At 55.1% G+C, this 25,444-nt stretch carries 15 protein-coding genes and 1 CRISPR repeat array (1 of these 16 cut by a window edge); of the genes, 8 read left to right on the forward strand and 7 right to left on the reverse strand.

Going from position 1 to position 25,444, the window contains the following annotated elements; translation table 11 throughout:
• The first annotated feature begins 79 nt into the window (after nucleotides 1-79).
• From HPC62_RS15230 to HPC62_RS15255, 6 genes are all read left to right on the forward strand, one after another.
• A complete protein-coding gene (locus tag HPC62_RS15230; RefSeq protein ID WP_172357030.1) occupies nucleotides 80-595 on the forward strand; it encodes a hypothetical protein in 516 nt (171 codons plus the stop codon).
• A 201-nt stretch (nucleotides 596-796) separates the two neighbouring features.
• Nucleotides 797-1,483: a hypothetical protein gene (locus HPC62_RS15235; protein ID WP_172357032.1), complete on the forward strand. Its 687-nt coding sequence runs from the start codon at nucleotides 797-799 to the stop codon at nucleotides 1,481-1,483.
• Nucleotides 1,484-1,625: 142 nt separating this feature from the next.
• Nucleotides 1,626-2,339 carry a hypothetical protein gene (locus HPC62_RS15240; RefSeq protein ID WP_172357034.1) on the forward strand — a complete coding sequence of 238 codons (714 nt, stop codon included), beginning with the start codon at nucleotides 1,626-1,628 and terminating at the stop codon, nucleotides 2,337-2,339.
• A 30-nt stretch (nucleotides 2,340-2,369) separates the two neighbouring features.
• Entirely contained in the window at nucleotides 2,370-3,380 is a 1,011-nt protein-coding gene (locus HPC62_RS15245) for a hypothetical protein (RefSeq protein WP_172357036.1), read from the forward strand.
• 140 nt (nucleotides 3,381-3,520) lie between these two features.
• The gene (locus HPC62_RS15250; protein WP_172357038.1) at nucleotides 3,521-4,060 is read left to right on the forward strand and encodes a hypothetical protein; all 540 of its coding nucleotides are present in this window, start codon (nucleotides 3,521-3,523) and stop codon (nucleotides 4,058-4,060) included.
• Between the two features lie 349 nt (nucleotides 4,061-4,409).
• A complete protein-coding gene (locus HPC62_RS15255; RefSeq protein ID WP_172353244.1) occupies nucleotides 4,410-5,723 on the forward strand; it encodes an NF041680 family putative transposase in 1,314 nt (437 codons plus the stop codon).
• A gap of 311 nt (nucleotides 5,724-6,034) precedes the next feature.
• On the opposite strand, the gene katG is transcribed toward HPC62_RS15255, so the two are convergent.
• The 4 genes from katG to HPC62_RS15275 form a co-directional block, all read right to left on the reverse strand.
• Entirely contained in the window at nucleotides 6,035-8,230 is a 2,196-nt protein-coding gene (gene katG / locus HPC62_RS15260) for a catalase/peroxidase HPI (protein WP_172357040.1), read from the reverse strand.
• Nucleotides 8,231-9,014: 784 nt separating this feature from the next.
• Nucleotides 9,015-10,226: a lipocalin-like domain-containing protein gene (locus HPC62_RS15265; protein ID WP_172357042.1), complete on the reverse strand. Its 1,212-nt coding sequence runs from the start codon at nucleotides 10,224-10,226 to the stop codon at nucleotides 9,015-9,017.
• Nucleotides 10,227-10,342: 116 nt separating this feature from the next.
• Nucleotides 10,343-12,919 carry an ABC transporter permease gene (locus tag HPC62_RS15270; RefSeq protein WP_172358985.1) on the reverse strand — a complete coding sequence of 859 codons (2,577 nt, stop codon included), beginning with the start codon at nucleotides 12,917-12,919 and terminating at the stop codon, nucleotides 10,343-10,345.
• A gap of 71 nt (nucleotides 12,920-12,990) precedes the next feature.
• Entirely contained in the window at nucleotides 12,991-13,782 is a 792-nt protein-coding gene (locus tag HPC62_RS15275; protein WP_172357044.1) for an ABC transporter ATP-binding protein, read from the reverse strand.
• 263 nt (nucleotides 13,783-14,045) lie between these two features.
• Here HPC62_RS15275 and HPC62_RS15280 point away from each other — a divergent pair, with 263 nt between their 5' ends.
• Nucleotides 14,046-14,840: a DUF4058 family protein gene (locus tag HPC62_RS15280; protein ID WP_172357046.1), complete on the forward strand. Its 795-nt coding sequence runs from the start codon at nucleotides 14,046-14,048 to the stop codon at nucleotides 14,838-14,840.
• 34 nt (nucleotides 14,841-14,874) lie between these two features.
• Here the strand turns inward: HPC62_RS15280 and cas6 are convergent, their stop codons facing one another.
• Nucleotides 14,875-16,005 (reverse strand): CRISPR-associated endoribonuclease Cas6, encoded by a 1,131-nt coding sequence (gene cas6, locus HPC62_RS15285; RefSeq protein WP_172357048.1) that lies wholly within the window; start codon nucleotides 16,003-16,005, stop codon nucleotides 14,875-14,877.
• Between the two features lie 385 nt (nucleotides 16,006-16,390).
• Here cas6 and HPC62_RS15290 point away from each other — a divergent pair, with 385 nt between their 5' ends.
• Nucleotides 16,391-16,768 (forward strand): hypothetical protein, encoded by a 378-nt coding sequence (locus HPC62_RS15290; protein ID WP_172357050.1) that lies wholly within the window; start codon nucleotides 16,391-16,393, stop codon nucleotides 16,766-16,768.
• 166 nt (nucleotides 16,769-16,934) lie between these two features.
• Here HPC62_RS15290 and HPC62_RS15295 read toward each other — a convergent pair whose 3' ends face one another.
• A complete protein-coding gene (locus HPC62_RS15295; protein WP_172357052.1) occupies nucleotides 16,935-17,291 on the reverse strand; it encodes a four helix bundle protein in 357 nt (118 codons plus the stop codon).
• A gap of 18 nt (nucleotides 17,292-17,309) precedes the next feature.
• Complete coding sequence (locus tag HPC62_RS15300) at nucleotides 17,310-18,056, reverse strand: hypothetical protein (protein ID WP_172353195.1); 747 nt, start codon at nucleotides 18,054-18,056, stop codon at nucleotides 17,310-17,312.
• A gap of 2 nt (nucleotides 18,057-18,058) precedes the next feature.
• Nucleotides 18,059-25,444: direct repeats of the CRISPR family, unit length 35 nt; unit sequence GTTTCAGTCCCCTTGCGGGGAAGTGGTGGTGAAAG; it runs 216 nt beyond the window's last position.

Below are 25,444 nucleotides of genomic sequence, written 5' to 3' on the forward strand. Positions count from 1 at the left end.
CACCGGGTGAATCAGTTGCTATTTGCCAGAACTAGAAAGAGCCAGTGTTAACTTGTTAACTAATTTTTCCAACCTGACAATGGCTCGACAACCGATTCCTACAACCCCGTCCTCCATCATGGGGCGATCGCTACTGGTTGCCTGTGCTGCCCTATCTGTCCTGGGTGCCGCTAGGGAAAGTGCGATCGCCTCCAGCAGCTCGCAAGCCGATGCCCTGCGCGGCTTCTCGCAAATGCCTGTGCGAGTTATGAAACTCTGTCATTTGGGCAGTCGTGAAGAGCAACTGCAAGCGGCGGTGGTGCAATACCTCAATCGCCATGACGTTCCGGCTGTCTCTAACCCACGCGGACAACCTGTGGCTACCCCGCGATACGTAATCGCCATTGAATGTACCGACGATGGTGGGGCGATTAGTGTCAGAGGCCGTGTGTTTCACAACGTCCAACTCAATGGCCGCACCATTGAAGCCGATATCTACAGCAGGGGGGGAGGATATGGATCTCTAGGTTATCGGGTCAGTTACGCTCAGGCCGAACGAGATCTGCTGACAGGTCTGCTAGACACATTCATCCGGGATTGGCGATCGACCCGGTAAAGCATTACAGACTGAGGAATTGCGCCCCGTTGCGTTCGTTTCTGCGAACTACCTCGCCTTTCCCCTGTGATGGACACGTTCTTCCTCGTTAGCACGACCGGCCTTCAAAAAGTGGTCATCGCAAATTGGCTGAATAAGTGCGTCCCATCCAGAACTATGACCCGGCAACTGCAATTCAACCCGTTTATGAGGACTTGCCCCATGCAGATTTCTCGCGCTCATCGGTGCGCCCTTGCGCTAGGCTTACCTGGCTTGGCTCTCACCTCACTACTGGGAAGCGCACCCAGCCTCGCCGCTGCCCAACCCTCAAGCGCAGCCCACGTCGCCGCAGGCAATCCGGCAATCGTAACGAACCCGTTGGAAGCCCCGCAAGCGCTCAATACCACTCATCTACCTGTTCAAAATTTTCAGGAGAATCCAGTTTCTACTCACTATCTCCTGTCTCAAACTCCCCGTGAAGTCAATCGCATTAGATTGCAGCAGCAGGCTGAAGCCTACAGACGACGGGCAGAGGAACGCAGGCGACGGGCTGAACAGCAGCGGCAACAGGCCCAGGAACGCAGACAGCGGTATGAAGAACGCCAACAGCGCATCGCTGAACAACATCGGCTAGAAGCAGAGCGGCGGCGGCGATATTTTGAAAGTCTTTCTCCAGAACAGCAGCAGGCCTATTTAGCCCAGCAGAGAGCTTTGAGACAGCAAGCGGATCAGGCTGCTGCCCTCTTCTGGATATGGATACTTTCAAATAGCTTGAGTTCAGGCGGGTCTGGTTCTGCTCCGTCACGTAGTCCTGACTACTATGTGGTTCCAGACAATCGGCCCGCTCCTCAGCCCGCTCCTGCGCCAGTTGCTCCCATCAGCCCCTTCTATGGCGATCGCCACTGGTAGCCCTCAATACGCCCCAGTCTCATAGCACTGGGGCGCTCCACTCAATTCCATAGCGCTGAATAAGTCCAGACCACAGAGAACTAAAAACTTGCAATTAGCCCCCACTTTAGAACTTGACTTTAAAACTTGAAGGAAGCCTCCCATGCCATACCCCATCGCTCGTTACCTTATTCGCGCTAGTCATACTCGCAAACTGCAACTCCCCAGCCTGATTCTCGCTTCACTCCTCAGCGCTTCTCCCAGCCTTGCCGCAACTCAAGTCCGTGGAGTCACCATCCCTGGCGAATCTAGCCCAGTGTTGACGGCTAACATTTTCCGGCGCATTCGTGAAACCGTTCGAGATGTTACAGATACGATCAATACAATTGACTCATCCTTCCCGCGAAGCAACAGGGGCGATCGCAGCAACCCATCTCCCCAAGCCCAGCCTGCCCCGCAGCCCCAGTCCGCCCCACCCAGCGCGAACTCTGCCCCTTCTGCGCCTCCCGCGTCTCGCCCTGCTCCGGCTTCGAGCGATATCCAGGTGGTTCATCGAGATAATGCACCCAGTCGCTGTCAAGCTCAAGGCAATACCCTGCTCAGATGTGAAGCCTTTCAAATCGCAAGGGTTCACTCTGAAGGCGCTCTGGTCTTTAGCTACTACTTTAATGGCAGTCCCTTTTCGTTTGTCACTGATGCCGCTTCTGAATTTCGCTTGGATCATGCCTCAAGCTATCGTGTTGTGGGGCTGATGTATGGTGGCGAAACAAGAGAGATACGTGGCTCCTGCGGTGTCACTCTCATCGGTGGTCAATATCGAGGAGCCATCTGCCAAGCCGAGAACGGTATAGAGTTTACGTATCTCAACCGCAATTAATCGCCCTTATTCGCCGCCAGGAAACGCTCTATGCCACCCATTTTTAAGTGCTTGAAACTCTGGGGCGGTTCAATCGCTGCTGCTCTCAGGCTGCTCGTTGGCATCGGTCTGTCTTTGGCTCTGTGCCCCAGCCCCGCGTGGGCCAACGGCGGCAGCGCCCTGCTGTGGACAGGTCTGATTCACTTGGTGGTCGGCAACCTGGTGATTGCTTATCTAGAAGCGGGGCTACTCTCCTGGTGGTTTGGCACTCCCAGGGGGCGATCGCTCTGGGTGCTGCTGGCTGCGAACTACGCCTCGGCCTGGGCGGGGGCGCTGCTGCTGGCAAATCGCCTGTCGCAGTATCCTGGACTGACGATTGCGAATGTGCAGGTCTGGCTGGCGATCGCCTCCTTACTCGCTTTCTTACTCACTCTGGTCATCGAGTATCCCTTCTTCTGGCTCCTGCTGCGGCAGCGCAAGCGGCCTATCCAGACAGCGCTCAAGGCGACCCTGCTAATCCACGGCCTCAGCTACCTACTCCTGTTTGGCTGGTACAGCTTCAACAGCCAGACCAGCCTAATCAGCCAAACACGAGTCGTTCCCGTAGCCCAACTCCCGCCCAGCCCCGCCTACACCCTGCACTACCTCAGTCCCGATGGCGCTCAGGCGCTAAGACTGACCTCAGGCGAAACAGAACCCATCGCCATCGATCGCGCTGCCTTTGATGCCCTCAGCCCCGAACCCCAATCCCGCTTTGGCCCCGTGCCCAAACTCGCTGCACACACGGACTGGGATTACTACACCCACGTCTTTTCGGCAGGTGGTCTGCTCGGTATCAACCGCGCCACCCAAGCACGCCAGCACTTTGCCCTAGAAACGCCTTTTGCAGTTTGGGCAATCAGCCACGCCACCCACCTGCCGGACGATTGGCTGGTCTTTCAGCTTGACCGCGACCAAATCTGCCTGCTGCACCCTGCCAGCCAGCGCATTGCCCTGATCGCCCGTGGCAAAGACCCTGTGGTGACGCTCTCTGACCCTGCTGAATCGGTTAACCGCCCCTAGAACTAAGTCTGGAAAAAGCTCCTATCCCACACCTAGTCTGCGTCAAAATCTTGCTCCCTGCCCACGATATTCTTGCCCACAGTATCCAGTGGATGCCGACTATGTTCCTCACAATTCAGAAAACGATGATGAAGTCTGCCTTGGTTTGGTCTGTTTTGCTGGGAGTCTCGGCGGTGCTGTCAGAGCCTTTGCGGGCGATCGCCCAAACTTCCCCATTGCTTATCGCTCAAAGCGCAGGTCGTCAGCCCATCGACTTTGCCGCCAACGCTGATTTGTGCAGCGGGCAGGTGGTCAACAATGGGCAAATCTGCGTAACCAACCTGCCTACCAGCCAGCGTCCTGGACAACGGTTAGCCATGATGGGCTACATTTACACCGACCCCAACATTTTCACGCGCACCGTGACGACCATCCGAGTTGTCGAGATGGAATCCAACCCAGCAAACCTGGTCTACTCCGTCTTTGTGGACGACAGAACCCTGCCAAACCAGTTCAACCCCGACGGGTTTGACCGCCCTCTCCTATTTTTCGGTATCCGCAATGATGGGTCAGTCGCCATCAACCTCGACTACGGGGAGTATCCTCCCCAGTTCGATAAACGAGAAGAAGCCAATCGTCTGCTAAACCTGCACCAACCCGCGATCCAGCAGTTAATCAGCGCCCTAATCCAAACCCGATAACTTAACCTCCAGAGCAGCCCCTTGTGCCGATCCAAAACACCCCAGCGAGTTTGCCCAGTCCAATCTCTGGGTTTCTTGTCCAGTGTGTTTTAACCGGAAGCAGTACTATACTCTTCCGATCAAACTTTGAGGCATCTGGAGCATCTGGCGGCGAGGCGGCCGTCATTCAGCATCCACAAGCTCAGAAGCGCTAGCCCCCTGCACAGAGCCGCAGTGGATAAGCAGCGCCCCAATCAGAATCGCTGAGGATACTTACAGACTTTAGTTTGGACTAATGGTGAAGAGGAAGGCAGTCAATGAGAAGCACCGACTGCCGTAAGGTCAATGAAGTACAACCAACATTGACCCCATGATTTTCAACGAACTTCAGCAATTTCGCCAAACGTTGTATGCCAGCTTGGGAAACGCCAGAGATGCCCTGTTTGATCTGATGGATGCCGTGTTAGTGAGTGCGTGCATCGTGTCGTTTGTGAGGCTATCGCAGAGTCCTGTCTTTCGTCGCCAGTGGTCGAGCACCTATGAAGCGTTGCGCGATAGCCGCCTACCCCGATCAAAGGTGCTGAAGCTGTTGGTGCAGCAGATACCGACTCAGCAGCAACCGTTGTTGGCAGGTGATGCGAGTCGGTGGAACCGTCCTGCTGCCAGGCGTTTGAAAGACCGCACCTTATCAGGCAGAACAGGACATGCCCCGATAGCCGGACAAAACTACAGTACCTTAGCCTGGATTGCTGAAGACAGGGGCAGTTGGGCATTACCATTGCGGCATGAGCGCATCACCAGCTTTGAAACACCCGCCAGTAAAGCGGCATTCCAACTCAAACAAGTGACTCGGCAGTTAGCGGTGCGTCCGTTGGCGATCTACGACCGAGGGTACGGCAATGCCAGTTTTGTCAACCAAACGGCAGGGATTGAGGCAGACTTGCTGCTGCGGGTTACATCCAATCGATGTGTCTATGGCGCGCCCCCAGCGTATCGAGGGCGAGGCGCACCTGCCAAGCATGGACATAAGATGAAACTCAATGACCCTGACACTTGGAGTGTCCCGGTCGAAACCGTTGAAGTCGATGATCCCAACTGGGGACGAGTGCGGGTCAGTCGTTGGAGTGCATACCATTTCCGCAAATCCCCCAAACGGGCAATGGAAGTGTTGCGCGTGGAGGTGCTGGAGACACAGAGCAGCACGCGACGCTTGGCTCCTTTGTGGTTAGTTTGGCTGGGTGAGCAGATGCCTCCGTTAGAAACCCTGTGGTTGCACTACCTCCGTCGCTTTGCCATTGAACACTGGTATCGCTTTGCCAAGCAGAGGCTATATTGGACACATCCCCAGTTCAGTTCTGTATCGGCAACCGAACAGTGGAGCAGCCTGATGCCGTTGCTCAGTTGGCAGTTGTGGTTAGCGCGAAAGGACTGTACTGACCACCCCTTGCCCTGGCAGGCACCGCAAGAAACGTTGACTCCGGGTCGGGTCGCACAAGCGTTTGCAGGCATTTTGGCAGCGATTGGCACCCCTGCTCCTGCGCCTAAACCTCGTGGTAAATCGCCAGGACGAGGCAAGGGGCACAAGCCAACTCCTCGTCCCTGCTATCCGATGGTCAAAAAACGAGCCTCGAAACGCAAGACATCCGAACAATCCCTGAACAGTCCGGTTGCAACAGCAGCTTAACTGCGAGCAGGATTGTATCCAATTCCTTAAGTTCAACTGTTATGAACGGTTGAGCAGATTCTTTATGGCATCCTGTTGAGCATTATTGTGATGCCAGTTAGTCCAAACTAAAGTACAGAGTTTAACGGCTTCAGGCAGGAATGCTAGATATCCCCACCTGAAGCCGTTTCACTTTATTCTCAGACCGCATTCTCAGGCCGTCTTGGGTGTTCAACCCCGTTCGAGATTGCCCTGTAGACAAATCGCCTGAACCTGGAATCACTCAACGATGCCCCTGCCTTGAGATCGCTTCACCAACGGTTGTACCCCGCCTATGCCAGGTCGAAGCGATCCAGATTCATCACCTTATTCCACGCGGCTACAAAGTCGCGCACGAATCGCGGCTGCGAGTCTGCACAGGCATAGACTTCTGCCAGGGCGCGGAGCTGCGAGTTGGAGCCGAAAATCAGATCGACGCGGGTTCCCGTCCACTTGAGTTCGCCCGTTTTGCGATCGCGCCCTTCAAATAAGTTTTGAGCATCGGAGACGGCCCTCCACGTCGTCCCCAGATCCAGCAGATTCACAAAGAAATCATTGGTCAGCGTCTCGCGCCGCCGGGTAAAGACCCCGTGCTGAGTGCCCCCAAAGTTTGCCCCCAATACCCGCAGTCCCCCCACTAGGACGGTCATCTCAGGGGCGCTGAGGGTCAACAACTGCGACCGATCCACCAGCAGTTCCTCGGCCGACAGGGTGTGATCCCCTTTGAGGTAGTTACGAAATCCATCTGCCGTTGGCTCCAGGGGGGCAAAGGCTTCCACATCGGTCTGCTCTTGGGTTGCATCGGTGCGTCCCGGCTGGAAGGGAACGGTGATATCATACCCGGCATTTTTGGCCGCCTGCTCGACTGCGGCACAGCCCCCCAAAACGATCAGATCCGCAATGGAAACCTGCTTGCCGCCCGCCTGGGAGCGATTGAACTCCTGCTGGATGCCCTCCAGGGTTTGCAGCACGGCGGCCAGTTGGGCGGGCTGGTTGACTTCCCAATCTTTTTGGGGGGCCAGGCGAATCCGCGCCCCGTTTGCTCCGCCGCGCATGTCGGAGCCACGGAAGGTGGATGCCGAAGCCCAAGCGGTTGTGACCAGTTGCGATACCGACAATCCCGAAGCCAGAATTCTAGCCTTGAGTGCAGCGATATCTTGCTGATCAATCAAGTCGTAGGTAGCGGGGGGAATCGGGTCTTGCCAGAGGAACTCTTCGGCGGGAACTTCCGGGCCTAGGTAGCGCGATCGCGGCCCCATATCGCGGTGGGTCAGCTTAAACCAGGCCTTGGCAAAGGCCATTTCCAACTCTTCGGGATGGGCCAGGAAGCGCCGCGCGATCGGCTCATAGATCGGGTCCATCTTCATCGCCATGTCCGCCGTGGTCATAATGGGGGCGTGGCGCTTGGAGGGGTCGTGGGCATCGGGCACCGTCCCTGCGCCTGCTCCGTCTTTCGGGGTCCACTGATGCGCCCCTGCCGGACTTTTCACCAGTTCCCACTCATAGCCAAACAAATTTTCCAGATAGTTGTTGTCCCATTTCACCGGGTTGGTCGTCCAGGCCCCTTCGATGCCGCTTGTAATCGTGTGGGCACCCATACCCGTGCCAAAGCTGTTTTTCCAGCCAAATCCCTGCTCTTCGATGCTGGCTCCTTCCGGTTCCGGCCCCACCAGCGTCGCACTCGCTGCCCCGTGGCATTTGCCGAAAGTATGGCCACCCACCGTCAGGGCCACGGTTTCTTCATCGTTCATGGCCATCCGCCCAAAGGTTTCGCGGATGTCTCGCCCCGCAGCCACGGGATCGGGATTGCCGTTCGGCCCCTCTGGGTTCACGTAGATCAGGCCCATCTGCACAGCGGCCAGGGGATTCTCCAGTTCGCGATCGCCCGTATAGCGCTTATCCCCCAGCCATTCGCCCTCAGACCCCCAGTAAATATCTTCCTCCGGTTCCCAGATGTCGGCCCGTCCGCCTGCAAAGCCCAGCGTTTTGAAGCCCATCGATTCCAGGGCGCAGTTGCCCGCTAGGATCATCAGGTCAGCCCAGGAGATTTTCTCGCCATATTTCTGCTTGATGGGCCAGAGCAACATCCGGGCTTTGTCGAGGTTGGCGTTGTCGGGCCAGCTATTGAGGGGTGCAAACCGCTGGCTCCCAGTGCCCCCGCCGCCGCGACCATCGCCGATGCGATAGGTTCCCGCACTGTGCCAGGCCATGCGAATGAGTAGGGGGCCATAGTGACCATAGTCAGCGGGCCACCAGTCTTGGGAAGTGGTCATCAGCTCAAAGAGGTCGGCTTTTAGGGCAGCATAGTCTAGGCTTTTGAACGCCTCAGCGTAGTTAAAGGCTTCACCCATCGGGTTTGACTTGGGAGAGTGCTGATGGAGGATGCTCAGGTTCAACTGATTCGGCCACCAGTCTCGGTTCGACGTGCCATGGCCCGCCGTGAACTTCTGAACTCCGCCCATAAACGGGCATTTGCTTTCGCTGCTCATAGGGACTCCTACTTGTGCATGGTTCAATACATACGGGATGTGCAACTTTCAATCTGCCCTCATCCCCCAACCCCTTCTCCTAAGTCGGGAGAAGGGGAGCAAGAGAGGCTTGAAGTCCCTCTCCCGCCCTGGGAGAGAGATTTAGGGTTGGGAGAAGAGGAGCAAGAGAGGCTTGAAGTCCCTCTCCCGCCCTGGGAGAGAGATTTAGGGTGAGGGAAATCGACAAAGTTGCACATTGCGGTCAATATCTAAACTCGAAGTCAATTAAACGCTTCCTGACTGCGAGATTGATGAGTAAAGACGGCCTCTTAGATGAGTAAAGAGGTCGCCTTGGAACAGTTACTCGTCCTCACACCTCCGCCTGGGTCTGCCCAATCTGCCAAGCATGAATAGTTGTGCCCAGTCGCTCAATGACTTTCAATGACTGACTTTCAACGACTTTCAACAACTTTTAACAGCCAGGACTTACGCACTTGCGATACGCTCTTTGAGTTTTGGAGAATTTTTCGTGGGCTGCGCCCGTGAGAAATTGTCCAATTGATCCAACTGCGTAAGTTCTAACAACTTTCAAACAACTTTCAAACAACTTTCAACACGTTATCAAGTCATACTCGTCATGAGTTTGACTTAGGGAAGAGTGTACAGTGAATTCCTTTCAAACGGTTAGAGTGCATACAAAACGTTACGGTAAACCCGCAGCCTCAACGGGCGTGCTGCTCAGTCATGAAGCCGCTGTTCGTATTCGTATGGATGCTGATGGCGTGCTATGGCGTGCTATGGCGTGTTATGGCGTGCTTTCCGACAGGAGAGAATCTAGGCGGGTGGCGTAACCCGTTAATTCTACATAGCCCTCTCCCCGAATCGGCTGGTCTTGCCGCGTGCCCTCAAAGGCAGTTGCCCCTTCCCAATAGGTGGCTGTGGAGGTGTTGAGTTCTTGGTCGGCGAGGCGCGATCGCCCTTCTAGCACCAGATCCAGTCGGGGAATGCGAATTTGCCACTGGGCAGGATAAACCGCTTTGCTGCGGGGGCTTGTCCAGGTTTTGAGGACGCGGATTGTCCAGTCGTCGTGATTCAGATGGGTCGTCTCGCCGGAGGCCGAGATAAACGTACCCGCCGACGTGATTTCGGGCGTACCGTCTTCATGGCGCAACTGGTAGAGCATCAGGGCTGCTCCGTCCTCCAATTGAATCGAGAACCAGTCCCAGCCGACCGTGCCTGCGGTCAACGCGCTGGTGGAGAACTCGTGATCCTTCCAGGTTTTGCCCTGTACCGAAAAGGATTGGCCCTGAATCGTGACGGTTCCGCTGGTAGGCTGCTGCACCAGAGAATAGTAGTAGGACGCATTCCCTGGCTCCAATCCCTTGACGCTCAGGCCGCGATCGCCCTGCAACACGGGCGGACGAGTTTGCTGAACCGTGAGGTCGATGGCGACCCCCTCGGACTGGGCCTGAAGCCGCACGCGGCCCGGCTCCAGTTCCGTAGCCGACCAATCGTTCAGCCAGACGCGGTAGGGCAGGGCCTCGGCTCCCGCCAGCCCAATGGCGTTGCGGCTAAATCGCTCGTCTACATAAAAGCCGCTGCCCGCAATATCGCTGACGGTGAAATGGGCGGAATAAATTTGATTTGTGCGCCAGCGGGATGGCGTAGAGGCTGCTGCCACCGTTGCCGCCGTTGGCGAAATCGCCTGCCGGAAAAAGGTCAACTGAAAGCCAAACGGTCGCCCCTCCTCGGTTTCCAGGTTGCCCGTGTAGTACCACCATTCCGTTTGGTAGTCATTGTGCGGGCCAAAGTCTTCGGGAAAGTGCCAATCTCGAAGGGCGATCGCCTTGCGGTATTCTCCACTGGCTGCGGGTAGCGGTTGCCAGGTGACGGCATTGGCGGCGATCGCCGAATCCGCAGCCCCCAGGAATACACCCAGGAATATGCTCAGGAACGTAACTAGGAACACGCCGCAGAACCCCAGCAGTACGCAAAGTCGAATCAAGCGCGATCGCATTTCACCTCTCCCCTACCCATTCTTCCGAACCCCACGCCGCATCCTCATCCGAACGACCTACTGAACCCTCCCCGACAACCCCTGCGTAGGCCCTAACCAAAATCCAAAATCCAAAATCACTCCTGTCTCAGCGCCGCCGCAATATTCATCCGCCCCAGCCGCAGCGCCGGATACAGACCCGCCAGCAACGCAGCGGCGATCGCCACCAGCCACGCCTGCCAGAAATAGCGGGCTTCCAGCGCCATTTGTAGCGTCCAGCCAAAGGAACGCACGTTAATCACATAAATCAAAATCCAGGCGAGGACAAAGCCCAGCGGCATCGCAAACACGCCCGCCAGCGTCCCCATCAGCCCCGTTTCCAGCAGCGTCAGCCGGCCCAACTGGCTGGGGGTCATGCCGGTGGCGCGGAGGATGCCCAATTCCCGCGTCCGCTCCAGTTGCAGGCTCATGAGCGTGCTGAGAACGCCAATAAAGGCCACCACCACCGACAGCAGTTGCAGGGCGCTGGTAATGGCAAAAGTGCGGTCAAAAATCTCCAGCGATCCCTGCCGCAGGCTGCGGTTCGACTGCACCAGCAAATCCTGCCGCCCCTGGAAGTGCGATCGAATATCCTGCACCATCGCTTCCACATCGACACCGGGCTGGGTGAATAGCCCCAGCGACGCGATGCGGTCGTCCTGCCACAGGTTCCGGTACACGTCGTCATCCAGGATAATCGTGCCGCGATCGGAGGAATAGTCGTAGAATACCGCCAGGACGGGAAACGGGCGATCGCCCACTGGCGTTTCCAGCGTGATCGTCTCCGGCGGCGCGGGCAGGTTTTCTCGACGGATCAGCGCTTCGGAAATAATCGCGCCCTCGCCCGCACTCAGCGCCATCCAGGGGTCGGGTTCCAGCCCCGGACGAATCCAGGCGTAGGGCCGCTTGCCCTGAGATACGTCCCCATCGGCGGAGATCAGCTTTGCATTGCGGTCAAAGTCCACCACGCGCACATCGGCATCGTTGTAGCTGACGGCAAAACGCAGCCCGTCCCACTGCCTCAGCGACTCCACGACCTGAGGATCGAGCTTCCCTAGCACGCGATTGGCTGTAGTCGTGGGTGGCGACACGTAGATATCTGCCTGGAGCGTCTGATCCAGCCATTCCACCACCGTCCCCCGGAACGAGCCAATCATCACCGATACGCCGACAATCACCGACACCGACACCATCAGGGCGGCGATCGCCACGGAGGTTCGGCTGAGCGATCGCAAAATATCCCGTGGAGCCAGTCGCCCCACCACGCCAAACAGACGGTAGCCCGCTGGCGCTAGTCCCCGCATCAGCAGGGCGATCGCAGGCGGCACCAGCAGCGCAGCCCCCAGCAACACGGCAAAGAGTCCGGCAAAGGCGGCCACCAGCCCCCCCGACGACCACCGCAGCAGGGCCACGCCAGCAAGGGAAAACCCAACCCAGCCCAGGGTCAGCATGGGCAGCAGCTTTTGCACCTTGCCCTCCAGGGTCGATCGCTGCAACGTGAGCGTCGGCGTGGTGTTCATCGCCTCCAGCGCGGGCAACGCAGAGGCAAACAGCGCCGCCGCAACGCCAATCACCAGACCCTTGGCGATGGTGGCGTTCGATAGGGTGACCTGCTGCACCGATACGACAAAGTAAAAATCATTAATCGTCTGGGTGATTAGCCCCACAATGCTGCGGCCCAGCACAATGCCTAGCCCCACGCCAAGCAGAGAGCCGATGACGCTAAACAGCGCCGCTTCGCCCAAAATCAGGGCAAAGAGCTGTCCCCGCGTCGCACCAATGCAGCGCAAAATGCCGAATAGGGGACGGCGCTGCACCACGCTGAAGGTGACGGTGTTGTAAATCAAAAACATGCCCACCACCAGCGCCAGCAGGCTGAGGGCCGTAAGATTGAGTTCAAAGGCGGCCGTCATTTGCTGCACGGCGTTTTTCTGAGCTTCTGCCGTTTCCAGCTTCAGGCCAGCAGGCAGGGCGGCTTGAATTGCGTCGATTTCAGCAGGAGAGGGGGCGATCGCATCGATATAGCTCAGCCGCCCCGTCTGTCCCAAAAGTTCCTGCGCCGTGGCAATGTCGGCAAACAGCAGCGTGCTGAGGGCACGGCGGTTGAGGGAATCATCGGACTGGACAAGGGCAACAGCGGTGACCTCTCGATGCTGGCCGGCGATGTCCAGATGCAGCGTATCCCCCAGTGCCACCCCGTACTGCTGGGCGACATCCTGGGACAGCACAATCGCCTGGGGATTGGTGAGCAACTGCACCGAAGCCGCGTCCAGGCTTTCGCCCTCCGCCCCAAAGTAGTTGCGAAAGGGCGATTCTGCCAGCACGTCTACCCCCACCAGGCGCATCGGCTGAGCGCCCAGTTCATCCGCCAGCACGTAGCCCTCCACCACGGGCGCGAGGGGAATGCGGGGGGCGGCGCGGTGCAGATCAGCATACACCGTTTCGGGAATGCCCGTGGGGGCGATCGCCTCGATGCGGTGGGTGGCGCGGCCGGTAATTGCGTCAGTAGACAGGGCAAAGGCCCGCTGTGCCGAACCGTTCGCCAGATCAATCGACACCATCATGGCAACGCCGAGGGCAATCCCCAAAATGCAGAGGAGATATTGCAACGGGCGCTGCCGAATCCGCTGCCACGCCAAGCGCCAGAGGGGGGCGTTGGACACCCCTGCCGTCATGCCACTACTCGTCATGCCATTAGCCGTCATGTCGCTACTCGTGATGCCGCTACTCGCCATGCCGCTACTCGTCATGCCACCACTTCCTCGGCGAGATCGGGATGCACGATCACGGGAATCAGATGCCCGTCTTGAACCCGCAACACGCGGTCGGCGTATCGGGCAATGTCGGGGTTATGGGTCGCCATGATTAGGGTTTTGCCCTTCGTGCGGGTGAGACTGAGCAATAACTCCAACACCTGCTGCCCCGTCTCCTCGTCCAGGTTGCCCGTCGGCTCATCCGCCAAAATGACCTGCGGATCGTGGGCCAGGGCGCGGGCGATCGCCACTCGCTGCTGCTGCCCGCCGGATAACTTATCTGGATAAGTCTCTAGGCGATCGCCCAGCCCCACCTGCTGCAAAAGCTGGAGCGCCGACTGACGCGCCACCGCCGGAGACTGGCCCGCCAACTCCTGCGGCAGGGTGACATTTTCCAGCACCGTTAGCGTCGGAATTAGGTTGAAAAACTGGAAGACGAATCCGATGCGATCGCGCCGAAACAGGGTGCGCGATTTCTCGTCCAGTTCCGTAATGGCCAAATCATTGATGCGAATCGTGCCCCCAGACGGCTGATCGATGCCGCTAATCAGGTTCAGCAGCGTACTCTTGCCGCTGCCGCTGTGCCCCAGCAGCACGACAAATTCTCCGGGGTCAAACTGCAAATTGATGCCATTCAGCACCTTCCGCGTCACGTCGCCTTCCTGAAATTCTTTGCAAAGATCCAGTAGCTCGACCCTGGCCCCCTGAGCAGGCGAGGCGCTTTCGAGGGCGATCGCAGGTTTAGCCGAGGCAAACAGACCAGACCACCAGGAACTTGCTGACATAGGGACACCGTGAGATATCGTGGAACACCGTCTAGAATGACGCTAGCAAGCCTTCTGAGAAAGCTCTTAAAGAATCTTAACGTAGATCTCCGGACAAGTCTTCTGCTTTGGGCGACAGCCCCCTCAAAGTTTCCCCACTCCAATCACAATCGGCTTCTTGCAAAGCGTTGCTTATGAAGCATGACCTACAAGACGATGAATTAAGACGATAAATCTGGGATCTGCCTGGTTTTGAATTGATTCAGAAGAACGGAGAGAGCGTTGTGGATAATCCATTTCCCGGAATGAATCCTTATCTGGAACATCCCCAACTTTGGCATCAGGTTCATAATCGCTTGATTGTGGCGATCGCAGATGATCTCACACCCCAAGTTGCGCCTCGCTACCGGGTCGCCATCGAAGAGCGAGTTTACCAGAGCATTGACGACTCCTTATCAGTTGGCTTGGTGGGCATTGCTGATGTCGCTTTGACTCGCCGCTCTGCGGGGGATATCGAGCCATCCAGCCAAATCGCCCCTGCCAGCAAAAAAACTCCGATTCCAGTTCAGGTTCCTGTGCCACAAGAGGTGGTCGAGCGATTCTTGGAAGTGCGCTCTACCCAAACCGGAGAGGTTGTCTGTGTGATTGAGATTTTGTCTCCCAAAAATAAACGGAATAAGGATGGACGAGCGGCCTACATTAGCAAGCGCCAGAAAATCTTAGGCTCCAGCACTAGCTTAGTCGAGATTGACTTGTTGCGAGAGGGAGAGCCAATGCCCATTCTGGGTGCAGCAGACTCGCTGTACCGCATTCTGATCAGTCGAGCAAGCCATCGCCCCATCGCCGATCTTTACGCTTTCGAGTTGCAAGACCCAATTCCTGCAATTCCTATTCCGCTGCTCGTTCATGACCCAGAACCCGTGGTCAATCTGCAACGCATCCTGAATGACGTATATCGACGTGCCCGCTTTGACCTAGCAATTGACTATACCCAACCCCCAAAACCCGCGTTGCGCCCCGAAGATGAAGCGTGGGTGCGTGAGATTTTGCAGCAAGCCGACTTGGAGAATCCGGTCTAAGGCGATTTGTCTTAGAGTGCTTCAAAGCGAAGTATTAGGGCAGTGCTTCTGCGGCTTTTCGGGCCAGTTTGGCGTAGGTTTTGGCAGTTTCGTAGCGCAGTCCCAAGTCTTCGGCAATGTCTTGCAGCGATTCGCCCAGTTCGCGCCGGGCCAGGATGGTGGCCCAAGTTTCGGCGATCGCCATTGCTCGTTCTCCTCCAGTGCGCTTACGTTGCGTCAGGAAATGCTCAGTAAGGGCGGCAATTCGCTGAGCCAGCAGGTCTTGCAGGGTAGACTGGGGGGCTTCGGTTTCGGCAGACGACCAGCCCAAGCGGGTTTGCCCCAGCCCAAAGGTCGTTTTGTGCCCAGTGCCGCAATAGGGAGCGAGGCGGCCCAGCGCCATAAACAACTGCACATATTCGGAGTCTTCTAGCGCTGTCTTACTTAAGCTTATCTCAATCGCTCCGGTAAATCCCGTCACCGAGCCGCGCTTGCCTGCGACTGTTTTGACAGACTGCAAGTGATGGCGGGTGATGATTACTGATCGATCGATCCAGTCCAGAAAATCTTCCTGGTCATACTCAACCTCTGAAAAATCATTCCAGCGGCGCAAGTAGCTGTGGAATAAGTTAACGGGCACAGGCAGTGGAAAGTGATGTTTGTGGCGGCGAAAGCTGGTGGGCGAGAGGAAAGAGAGGGCGATCGCCGGATTGGGCGGAATCGCCACGTCAAACAACTGCTCATAAGTAGTGGGCGGATGGACGGAATTGGTCAGTCCCCAGTCGAGTATTCTGAGCGGTGCGCCCCGCAGGTCGATGGTTTGGGGAGGCTGCCGCAGCCAGTCTGTGAGCCAGGTGACGACGGGTTGCGAGAGGGCAGTAATCGTCCAGGTATAAGGGCGATCGCCCCTGAGCCTTGGGCTGCCGCCGGGGGCAATTTCCACGCCTTGCAGCGCAGAAATTGTAAAGGGTTTTTCGGACTCGCCATCGTGCAGATAGGCAGATAACTCCGGATTCATCTGGCGCACCTGGTCGAGCAACCAGGCATGAAGCCCAATAGTGTATTGCGGATAGAGCGTGCTGTCGGCATAGGGCTGAAGCTGGAGCGTCAGGCCGACCAATTGCGTGTCTGCGGGCCAGTTTGCCGCAGCAGGGGTTTTTTGAACCGTGGCGCGAGGGCGGGGCATAGATGCCAGGGAAACTCAGCAGTGTTTGCGTTTCATTTTAATCCCCCACGGGGATTTGGTAGTGGGAATTGGGGATTGGGGATTGGGTGCTGGGGATTGGGTGCTGCGGATTGGGTACTGGGGATTGGGCGATCGCCCCATTGATTGGAAAGGGAGCTTTCCAGCAGGGATCTATTCTGTGGTCAGTTGCGTTCAATGCTCCACCTACAGGATGCCCCAATCGAAAAAGCCCCAGCCCTCTATGTCTTAGTTTTCTGATGCTGTTGCGCCAAACCAGTTCCACTGACCGCGCCTTAGTTGACTGATTCCGTTGCGCTAAACCAGTCCTGCTCACTGCAAACGCTTAACTCCCGATTCGGTACTTTCAAAAAATAGGAACACCACTATGAACTATCAACGCTTGGTCAGTCGAGTTTCCCTGATGTGCCTAGCGATCGCGCTCATGGAAGGGCTGAATCCGCTCGCGGCGAAAGCAGAGCCAGTACGCCCCCTTTATGCTGGAGAGGCCAATTGGGCAACATTAACAATTAATAGACCAGGAAGCTACATCCTCGAAGTAAGCTCCGCACTTGGCGATGTGGATGTAGAACTCTACGACCCCACAGGTCGGCAATTTGCTCGGGGTCGTCGATTTGGAAACGAAACCATTTTCTTCAATGTTCCCGCCGGTGCAGAAGGTGTTTTTCGAGTGCGCTACAGTATGCCGTTTTGCGTCAATCCACTGGGGGCTTGTAATGTAAATATCAACATATATACCCAATAGGAAGAGGGAAGAACGAAGAACGAAGAGGGAAGAACGAAGAGGGAAGAACGAAGAGGAAAGAACGAAGAGGGAAGAACGAAGAGCGAAGGGATTCTAGGCGAGATCCGGTTTTCCTTTTCGTTTTTCATTTTTCATTTTTCGTTCTTCCTTTTTCCTTCTTCTCTTTTCATCGTTTCGCCCGGTTAGAGAGGGTTACAAAGATTGCGATGAGTTCACTTGCCTCGTTCATCAGGCTGCTGATTTTTTGGGGAGCAACCAGCCCAGCGTCGGTCAATAACTCTAGCCAGTAGATTGCTTCTTCGAGTTCTTGTAGCCCAACGCCTACTTTGCTGATGTACTCAGATTTTGACCTAGAGCGAACTGCTTCTCGATAGTGGGCACCGACAGAGGTTCCGCTGCGGAGTAGCTGTTTACCCAAAACCTGAGCTTCGGTGCTTTTGGGCAAAGCGGTATACACCTTGATAATCCGCATGGCAAAGGCTTTCGTGCGCTGTCGCAGGTCTTCTTTGGGAAATTCGGGCATGGCGGTAGGGAGAGGCACTTACCTGTTTAAAGTGCCCAAGGGAAGAGGGAAGGAGGAAAAAGGAAGAACGAAGAGCGAAGAACGAAGAGCGAAGAACGAAGAGGGAAGAAGGAAGAGGGAAGAAGGAAGAGCGAGGCGATTCTGGGCAAATCCAGTTTCCTTTTTCGTTTTTCGTTTTTCGTTCTTTCCCAAAGCTTTCCGTCCCCTTGCGGGGAAGTGGTGGGGGAGAAGGGAAAAACGAAGAACGAAGAGGGAAGAACGAAGAACGAAGAGGGAAGAACAAAGAACGAAGAGGGAAGAACGAAGAGGGAAGAACGAAGAGCGAGGCGATTCTGGGCAAATCCAGTTTCCTTTTTCGTTTTTCGTTTTTCGTTCTTTCCCAAAGCTTTCCGTCCCCTTGCGGGGAAGTGGTGGGGGAGAAGGGAAAAACGAAGAACGAAGAGGGAAGAACGAAGAACGAAGAGGGAAGAACAAAGAACGAAGAGGGAAGAACGAAGAGGGAAGAACGAAGAGCGAGGCGATTCTGGGCAAATCCAGTTTCCTTTTTCGTTTTTCGTTTTTCGTTCTTTCCCAAAGCTTTCCGTCCCCTTGCGGGGAAGTGGTGGGGGAGAAGGGAAAAACGAAGAACGAAGAGGGAAGAACGAAGAACGAAGAGGGAAGAACAAAGAACGAAGAGGGAAGAACGAAGAGGGAAGAACGAAGAGCGAGGCGATTCTGGGCAAATCCAGTTTCCTTTTTCGTTTTTCGTTTTTCGTTCTTTCCCAAAGCTTTCCGTCCCCTTGCGGGGAAGTGGTGGTGAAAGGCCAGTCGGCAACAGGTTATTAGCCCCACCGTTTCGATGTCCAGCCCGTTTCAGTCCCCTTGCGGGGAAGTGGTGGTGAAAGACGCACGCCGATTGAGCGCAGCTGGGGCTATGGGCGCGTTGTGTTTCAGTCCCCTTGCGGGGAAGTGGTGGTGAAAGTGTTGTCGGGGCGCTATGACGTGTTGCTGCCATCGGGGGGTTTCAGTCCCCTTGCGGGGAAGTGGTGGTGAAAGACCCCGACAGCATAAGATACGGCCTCAGGGTGGCGGGTTTCAGTCCCCTTGCGGGGAAGTGGTGGTGAAAGGTGATCCTTGAGATCGCTGACGGCACCAAATCGGTGTCACGCATGTTTCAGTCCCCTTGCGGGGAAGTGGTGGTGAAAGCTTGAAAGTAATCACGCAATACGGCAGACCTGAACAAGTTGTTTCAGTCCCCTTGCGGGGAAGTGGTGGTGAAAGTGCATGGGCAGGTCTGCCATCAGCCCCTCAATGGTTAGCGTTTCAGTCCCCTTGCGGGGAAGTGGTGGTGAAAGTTAAATCTCGGATCTCATCGGTGCCGCCAAACCGGGCCGCGATGTTTCAGTCCCCTTGCGGGGAAGTGGTGGTGAAAGCTGGACGTGCGGGTCAAACGCAAACCAGTCTGATATCCCGCCGTTTCAGTCCCCTTGCGGGGAAGTGGTGGTGAAAGCAGCCGGGAGTCTGGCGTTATCCCACACGTCGCCGTCTGCGTCGTAGTTTCAGTCCCCTTGCGGGGAAGTGGTGGTGAAAGTTGATCCATAAGGGCTTTTGCCGCCTTACGGTTTTGTTTCAGTCCCCTTGCGGGGAAGTGGTGGTGAAAGCCGACTACCCCGACGAGCTAGAGTCGCTCATCTACCAAGTTTCAGTCCCCTTGCGGGGAAGTGGTGGTGAAAGTCGGAACATCAACCGATTCAACCCCCCAGAGCGTGTTTCAGTCCCCTTGCGGGGAAGTGGTGGTGAAAGTTGGATCAACTATTTGGAGAACTTTCATGACTTCGTTTCAGTCCCCTTGCGGGGAAGTGGTGGTGAAAGCCGATGCTAACGTGGGTGACATCACAGTTACTCCTCAGCAGGTTTCAGTCCCCTTGCGGGGAAGTGGTGGTGAAAGACGCCGTGCGCGAACTGGGAAACTCGCTGCAAGAGTTTCAGTCCCCTTGCGGGGAAGTGGTGGTGAAAGCTGAACGTCTCGATCGTTAACGCGATCTTCGCTCAAACGGGTTTCAGTCCCCTTGCGGGGAAGTGGTGGTGAAAGTTGCTTGGGTTTTCCTTCTCGCTGTAGCAGCTTCTGCGTTTCAGTCCCCTTGCGGGGAAGTGGTGGTGAAAGCCAAACGCCGCCGCTTGGCTGTCCCATTGCTGGCGCGTTTCAGTCCCCTTGCGGGGAAGTGGTGGTGAAAGAAAACTCTCACAATGTTATGCCTGAATTTAAAATTAAGGGGGTGTTTCAGTCCCCTTGCGGGGAAGTGGTGGTGAAAGTTCTGGTACACTCACATTGCAAAATGCGAGGGCGTGCGACCGTTTCAGTCCCCTTGCGGGGAAGTGGTGGTGAAAGCAGCACGTCTCTCCAAAAAGTTCTTCGCCGCCGATGGTTTCAGTCCCCTTGCGGGGAAGTGGTGGTGAAAGTTGTCCGTGGGTTCTCAAACTGCTCAGGGCACGTTTGAAGTTTCAGTCCCCTTGCGGGGAAGTGGTGGTGAAAGCAATGCCACGGTGTTGTACTACACGCCTTATTCGGGCAACACGGTTTCTCTGTTTCAGTCCCCTTGCGGGGAAGTGGTGGTGAAAGTCCCTCACAGCTTCAAGCTGTGAGGGGCTAGAAGGGAGTTTCAGTCCCCTTGCGGGGAAGTGGTGGTGAAAGAGCAAGACGAAGACCGATCAAGCACATCGAACTAAAAAGTTTCAGTCCCCTTGCGGGGAAGTGGTGGTGAAAGGTGGTGTTGATGTCTGCCACCATGTCGCCGGAAAAGTTTTTGTTTCAGTCCCCTTGCGGGGAAGTGGTGGTGAAAGTCCTGACGCAAGAGGTTACGGAGTTCGCAAGATGTGGTGGCAAGTCCGGTTTCAGTCCCCTTGCGGGGAAGTGGTGGTGAAAGTTTAGCTTTTCGGGGCGTTGGCGAATCTGCTCAGCGTTTCAGTCCCCTTGCGGGGAAGTGGTGGTGAAAGAACAAATGCTTGGGGCGAATGGGTCGGCTGAATCGACGTTTCAGTCCCCTTGCGGGGAAGTGGTGGTGAAAGTTCTGAAGAACAACCTCAGCGTTTTCCGGTAGAGAGTTTCAGTCCCCTTGCGGGGAAGTGGTGGTGAAAGAAAACTCGGTAACAATTATTTATCCTGGAAATCCGACAGGTTTCAGTCCCCTTGCGGGGAAGTGGTGGTGAAAGTTGCTGTTTGTATAACCAGTAGAATAAGCAAAAGAATGTACTGGAGCGGTTTCAGTCCCCTTGCGGGGAAGTGGTGGTGAAAGGTTCGCCGGCAAGTCCAGGGCGCGAATCCCCTACGTTTCAGTCCCCTTGCGGGGAAGTGGTGGTGAAAGTCCTTTAATCGGCGCGCCAAGAACGGACGTGGTGGCGAAGTTTCAGTCCCCTTGCGGGGAAGTGGTGGTGAAAGAGCAAAGACTATGGCGATCGCGCTGAATTCGTTGCGGACTGTTTCAGTCCCCTTGCGGGGAAGTGGTGGTGAAAGTTTTAATTATGAGCTATAGAGACATACTTGAAGTAGATCCTAGGTTTCAGTCCCCTTGCGGGGAAGTGGTGGTGAAAGAAGAAAACCATCTGGGAGCGGCGCAAGGCGAGAGAAGAGTTTCAGTCCCCTTGCGGGGAAGTGGTGGTGAAAGCACCTAGTTTGCCCGCCTCGGCGATCATGTCTGCCATTGCCAGTTTCAGTCCCCTTGCGGGGAAGTGGTGGTGAAAGACAGTGGCGGCGATTGCGAGAGGCGATCGCAGCGCAGCGAGTTTCAGTCCCCTTGCGGGGAAGTGGTGGTGAAAGTCGAATTTATTTCGCAACACCAGACTACTGGTAGGTTTCAGTCCCCTTGCGGGGAAGTGGTGGTGAAAGATGTCGAAGGGGGAGTTGGGAATCTCACTGTAATTCTCTGTTTCAGTCCCCTTGCGGGGAAGTGGTGGTGAAAGATTCCTGCGCCGTGAGTGGATGCTGAGCGCCTATAAGCCAATTTTGTTTCAGTCCCCTTGCGGGGAAGTGGTGGTGAAAGCAGACAAGGAGTTTGTAATTTCTTTATACACATCTAGTTTCAGTCCCCTTGCGGGGAAGTGGTGGTGAAAGATAAAATTAAACGCAATTCCAATGCGGGCTATTAAAGTTTCAGTCCCCTTGCGGGGAAGTGGTGGTGAAAGCGAATTCAGGGATGCAGAGTTAACCATTGCCCAGCTGCCGACCGGGTTTCAGTCCCCTTGCGGGGAAGTGGTGGTGAAAGTGTTGATCTGTGAAGGAATGTCGGTGGCCAAGTTTCAGTCCCCTTGCGGGGAAGTGGTGGTGAAAGAGTCGCCAAAGAGGCGGCGCGGCGATTGGGGCAACCTGTTTCGTGTTTCAGTCCCCTTGCGGGGAAGTGGTGGTGAAAGGATCCCGCCGCCCGCCCGGCTGTGCCAACCAAATCAGCAGGTTTCAGTCCCCTTGCGGGGAAGTGGTGGTGAAAGGAAAGAAATTGACTGGAGTCAGTTTGAAGTACTTGAAGAAGTTTCAGTCCCCTTGCGGGGAAGTGGTGGTGAAAGATGGTTTAATTCTCCGGAATCACTTTTGATCTTGTTTCAGTCCCCTTGCGGGGAAGTGGTGGTGAAAGAAGACTCTACCTTTTTCGTTTCCTCAATAGGGTTTCAGTCCCCTTGCGGGGAAGTGGTGGTGAAAGTAGAGAACTAACTAGTAGAACTAACTAGTTATATATAGTTTCAGTCCCCTTGCGGGGAAGTGGTGGTGAAAGTCCCTAATCAAGCAGCTACTTATCGAGATAAAAAAGTTTCAGTCCCCTTGCGGGGAAGTGGTGGTGAAAGCAACGTACTGGGGCTGCGCGGATGGAACTTGGCAAGCACTGAGACGTTTCAGTCCCCTTGCGGGGAAGTGGTGGTGAAAGCTTACTTTTTCAAAACTACTTTTGTTTGCTTCCGGCGTTTCAGTCCCCTTGCGGGGAAGTGGTGGTGAAAGAACAGTGGGTGCAGGTAGTATATTTCTTCCGCTTGCAGTTTCAGTCCCCTTGCGGGGAAGTGGTGGTGAAAGCACACTCTATTGTCCAGGAGAGTAACGTGAAAGGGTTTCAGTCCCCTTGCGGGGAAGTGGTGGTGAAAGTTTAATACCTAGTGCAGGAAATGCTTTAACTACAGTTTCAGTCCCCTTGCGGGGAAGTGGTGGTGAAAGAAGACTCAAAATCACAGTCAAAAGACTACCGCACAAAAAAGGGTTTCAGTCCCCTTGCGGGGAAGTGGTGGTGAAAGTTTGGCCGGTTTTTTACTCGTAGAAAAAAACGAGTTCGGGTTTCAGTCCCCTTGCGGGGAAGTGGTGGTGAAAGTTTCCTGTGACTTCAAGCGTGACCTTTCGACTTCAAGGGTTTCAGTCCCCTTGCGGGGAAGTGGTGGTGAAAGACCAGTACCAGTTAGAGTTAGATAATTACAACTGTTTCAGTCCCCTTGCGGGGAAGTGGTGGTGAAAGTAATGCACAAGAGGCTTCTATTCAATGGACTATTCCTGCTGTTTCAGTCCCCTTGCGGGGAAGTGGTGGTGAAAGACATATCAACACTGCTTGCCAACCTCAAAGCCTTCGAGCGCTTCGACTTGAGCGGTTTCAGTCCCCTTGCGGGGAAGTGGTGGTGAAAGTTATTCAAAGAGACATCGGCTAAATTTATGAAATTTAAAGTTTCAGTCCCCTTGCGGGGAAGTGGTGGTGAAAGTTGAAGTTAACTTCTTGCCATTTACTTTATACTCGTTTCAGTCCCCTTGCGGGGAAGTGGTGGTGAAAGAGATTGCTCCTGTCAAACGTTCCTGGAATTGAACCCTTACGTTTCAGTCCCCTTGCGGGGAAGTGGTGGTGAAAGCATACTATCTTATTTTTACAGTAAAATGTCTAGTGTTTCAGTCCCCTTGCGGGGAAGTGGTGGTGAAAGCTCTGCGGGAGCCTGAAGCGGTGGTAGGGGCTGAGCCGTGGGCGTTTCAGTCCCCTTGCGGGGAAGTGGTGGTGAAAGCCGGCTTTTTACTCGTGCAGAAAAACGAGTTTGGGGAAAGTTTCAGTCCCCTTGCGGGGAAGTGGTGGTGAAAGATTATCGAAGACTGGCTTACCGAAGCCGAAGCCGAAAACTAGTTTCAGTCCCCTTGCGGGGAAGTGGTGGTGAAAGCAACTATGTTGACGGTAGAAGCCTCCGTTACGGATGGGACTGCTATGTTTCAGTCCCCTTGCGGGGAAGTGGTGGTGAAAGCCAAGCAGTCTCTTCTGCTGGAACTCTTGAGACAATGTTTCAGTCCCCTTGCGGGGAAGTGGTGGTGAAAGGGCTTAAGTCACAGTCTCAGCTAGAGACTCTAGTCCGTTTCAGTCCCCTTGCGGGGAAGTGGTGGTGAAAGCAACAAAATAAAATTACTAGATTAGAAAATGAAGTTTCAGTCCCCTTGCGGGGAAGTGGTGGTGAAAGTTTTAGACGACGATGAGGAGTTAGATGACTCGGATGGTTTCAGTCCCCTTGCGGGGAAGTGGTGGTGAAAGTTCTTTTTATGTAAGTAAACCCTTGCTCTTCTATGGTTTGTTTCAGTCCCCTTGCGGGGAAGTGGTGGTGAAAGCTCAAGTAATACCAAAAAAGAAAAAGTTTAGAGGAAAAATGTTTCAGTCCCCTTGCGGGGAAGTGGTGGTGAAAGCAATCCTGACTCGGCACAGAAGCTGCTGACGATGGAAGAAAGTTTCAGTCCCCTTGCGGGGAAGTGGTGGTGAAAGAAATGTGACGGAGGGCTACCCGAAGCTCTAGATAAAGCTGTTTCAGTCCCCTTGCGGGGAAGTGGTGGTGAAAGTACTCCTTTCTGATCCGACTATAAGTTAGCAACTTGAGTTAAGTTTCAGTCCCCTTGCGGGGAAGTGGTGGTGAAAGCGCATCCCCCCACATCGTCCAGGCGAGAAAACGAGTTTCAGTCCCCTTGCGGGGAAGTGGTGGTGAAAGAGACAACTGAGTCATTATCTGTAGACTACGCCTACGAGTGGTGGTTTCAGTCCCCTTGCGGGGAAGTGGTGGTGAAAGAGGGCGATCGCATCGCTAGGCTTGAAGGCTTCCGGCGGCAGATGTTTCAGTCCCCTTGCGGGGAAGTGGTGGTGAAAGACGAAATAAGCGCGTCGCTACCACTGGTCTCGTCGTCTGAATGTTTCAGTCCCCTTGCGGGGAAGTGGTGGTGAAAGTCATGTAAGCAAAGTTATCTATTTTAGATAAAATACGGCGTTTCAGTCCCCTTGCGGGGAAGTGGTGGTGAAAGATTACCGACTGGACAATATATTCGTTTTCGCCCACAACGGGTTTCAGTCCCCTTGCGGGGAAGTGGTGGTGAAAGCCCGAAGCTCTAGATAAGGCTAGAGGCAGTTAGATAAGTTTCAGTCCCCTTGCGGGGAAGTGGTGGTGAAAGAACTTTTTTAGAAGAGGTGATTGGCTTTCTATAAGAGGTTTCAGTCCCCTTGCGGGGAAGTGGTGGTGAAAGTGGGAGGCTTTAGTTCATTAAAAATAATTGACAGCAGAGTTTAGTTTCAGTCCCCTTGCGGGGAAGTGGTGGTGAAAGAGACGAGCAAGAAAAGGCGATCGCCTAAACCGAAGACGATTGTTTCAGTCCCCTTGCGGGGAAGTGGTGGTGAAAGCTTGCCGTCCCCAGTACTGTCGCCAACGGAAGACGGTGGAGCGTTTCAGTCCCCTTGCGGGGAAGTGGTGGTGAAAGCACACCAATTAAATAACTATGAAGCAATACCCAATAGTTTCAGTCCCCTTGCGGGGAAGTGGTGGTGAAAGTCCTAGTCCTGCGTAGTAAAAACGCAAAGTCGTAGGTAATGTAGTTTCAGTCCCCTTGCGGGGAAGTGGTGGTGAAAGAGAGGTGATTGGGCGCTACAGCGCCATCGACCGTTTCAGTCCCCTTGCGGGGAAGTGGTGGTGAAAGTTGATTCCAAGAGATTGAAGTGCTCTAAGAACTTGAACGTGTTTCAGTCCCCTTGCGGGGAAGTGGTGGTGAAAGGTTGCGGGCAGTACGGCGCAACTACGACGCGAACGTACGTTTCAGTCCCCTTGCGGGGAAGTGGTGGTGAAAGAATATACTAGGTAACATCACTGATCTAACAGATGTAGAGTTTCAGTCCCCTTGCGGGGAAGTGGTGGTGAAAGACTCACAGAAG

Source organism: Thermoleptolyngbya sichuanensis A183, assembly GCF_013177315.1.
GTDB lineage: Bacteria > Cyanobacteriota > Cyanobacteriia > Elainellales > Elainellaceae > Thermoleptolyngbya > Thermoleptolyngbya sichuanensis.

What these genes read in the sequence shown, in the direction of transcription:
- HPC62_RS15230 (WP_172357030.1), top strand. Translation starts at nt 80, where the DNA reads ATGGCTCGACAACCGATTCCTACAACCCCGTCCTCCATCATGGGGCGA.
- HPC62_RS15235 (WP_172357032.1), top strand. Translation starts at nt 797, where the DNA reads ATGCAGATTTCTCGCGCTCATCGGTGCGCCCTTGCGCTAGGCTTACCT.
- HPC62_RS15240 (WP_172357034.1), top strand. Translation starts at nt 1,626, where the DNA reads ATGCCATACCCCATCGCTCGTTACCTTATTCGCGCTAGTCATACTCGC.
- HPC62_RS15245 (WP_172357036.1), top strand. Translation starts at nt 2,370, where the DNA reads ATGCCACCCATTTTTAAGTGCTTGAAACTCTGGGGCGGTTCAATCGCT.
- HPC62_RS15255 (WP_172353244.1), top strand. Translation starts at nt 4,410, where the DNA reads ATGATTTTCAACGAACTTCAGCAATTTCGCCAAACGTTGTATGCCAGC.
- katG (WP_172357040.1), bottom strand. Translation starts at nt 8,230, where the DNA reads ATGAGCAGCGAAAGCAAATGCCCGTTTATGGGCGGAGTTCAGAAGTTC.
- HPC62_RS15265 (WP_172357042.1), bottom strand. Translation starts at nt 10,226, where the DNA reads ATGCGATCGCGCTTGATTCGACTTTGCGTACTGCTGGGGTTCTGCGGC.
- HPC62_RS15270 (WP_172358985.1), bottom strand. Translation starts at nt 12,919, where the DNA reads ATGACGGCAGGGGTGTCCAACGCCCCCCTCTGGCGCTTGGCGTGGCAG.
- HPC62_RS15275 (WP_172357044.1), bottom strand. Translation starts at nt 13,782, where the DNA reads ATGTCAGCAAGTTCCTGGTGGTCTGGTCTGTTTGCCTCGGCTAAACCT.
- cas6 (WP_172357048.1), bottom strand. Translation starts at nt 16,005, where the DNA reads ATGCCCCGCCCTCGCGCCACGGTTCAAAAAACCCCTGCTGCGGCAAAC.
- HPC62_RS15290 (WP_172357050.1), top strand. Translation starts at nt 16,391, where the DNA reads ATGAACTATCAACGCTTGGTCAGTCGAGTTTCCCTGATGTGCCTAGCG.
- HPC62_RS15295 (WP_172357052.1), bottom strand. Translation starts at nt 17,291, where the DNA reads ATGCCCGAATTTCCCAAAGAAGACCTGCGACAGCGCACGAAAGCCTTT.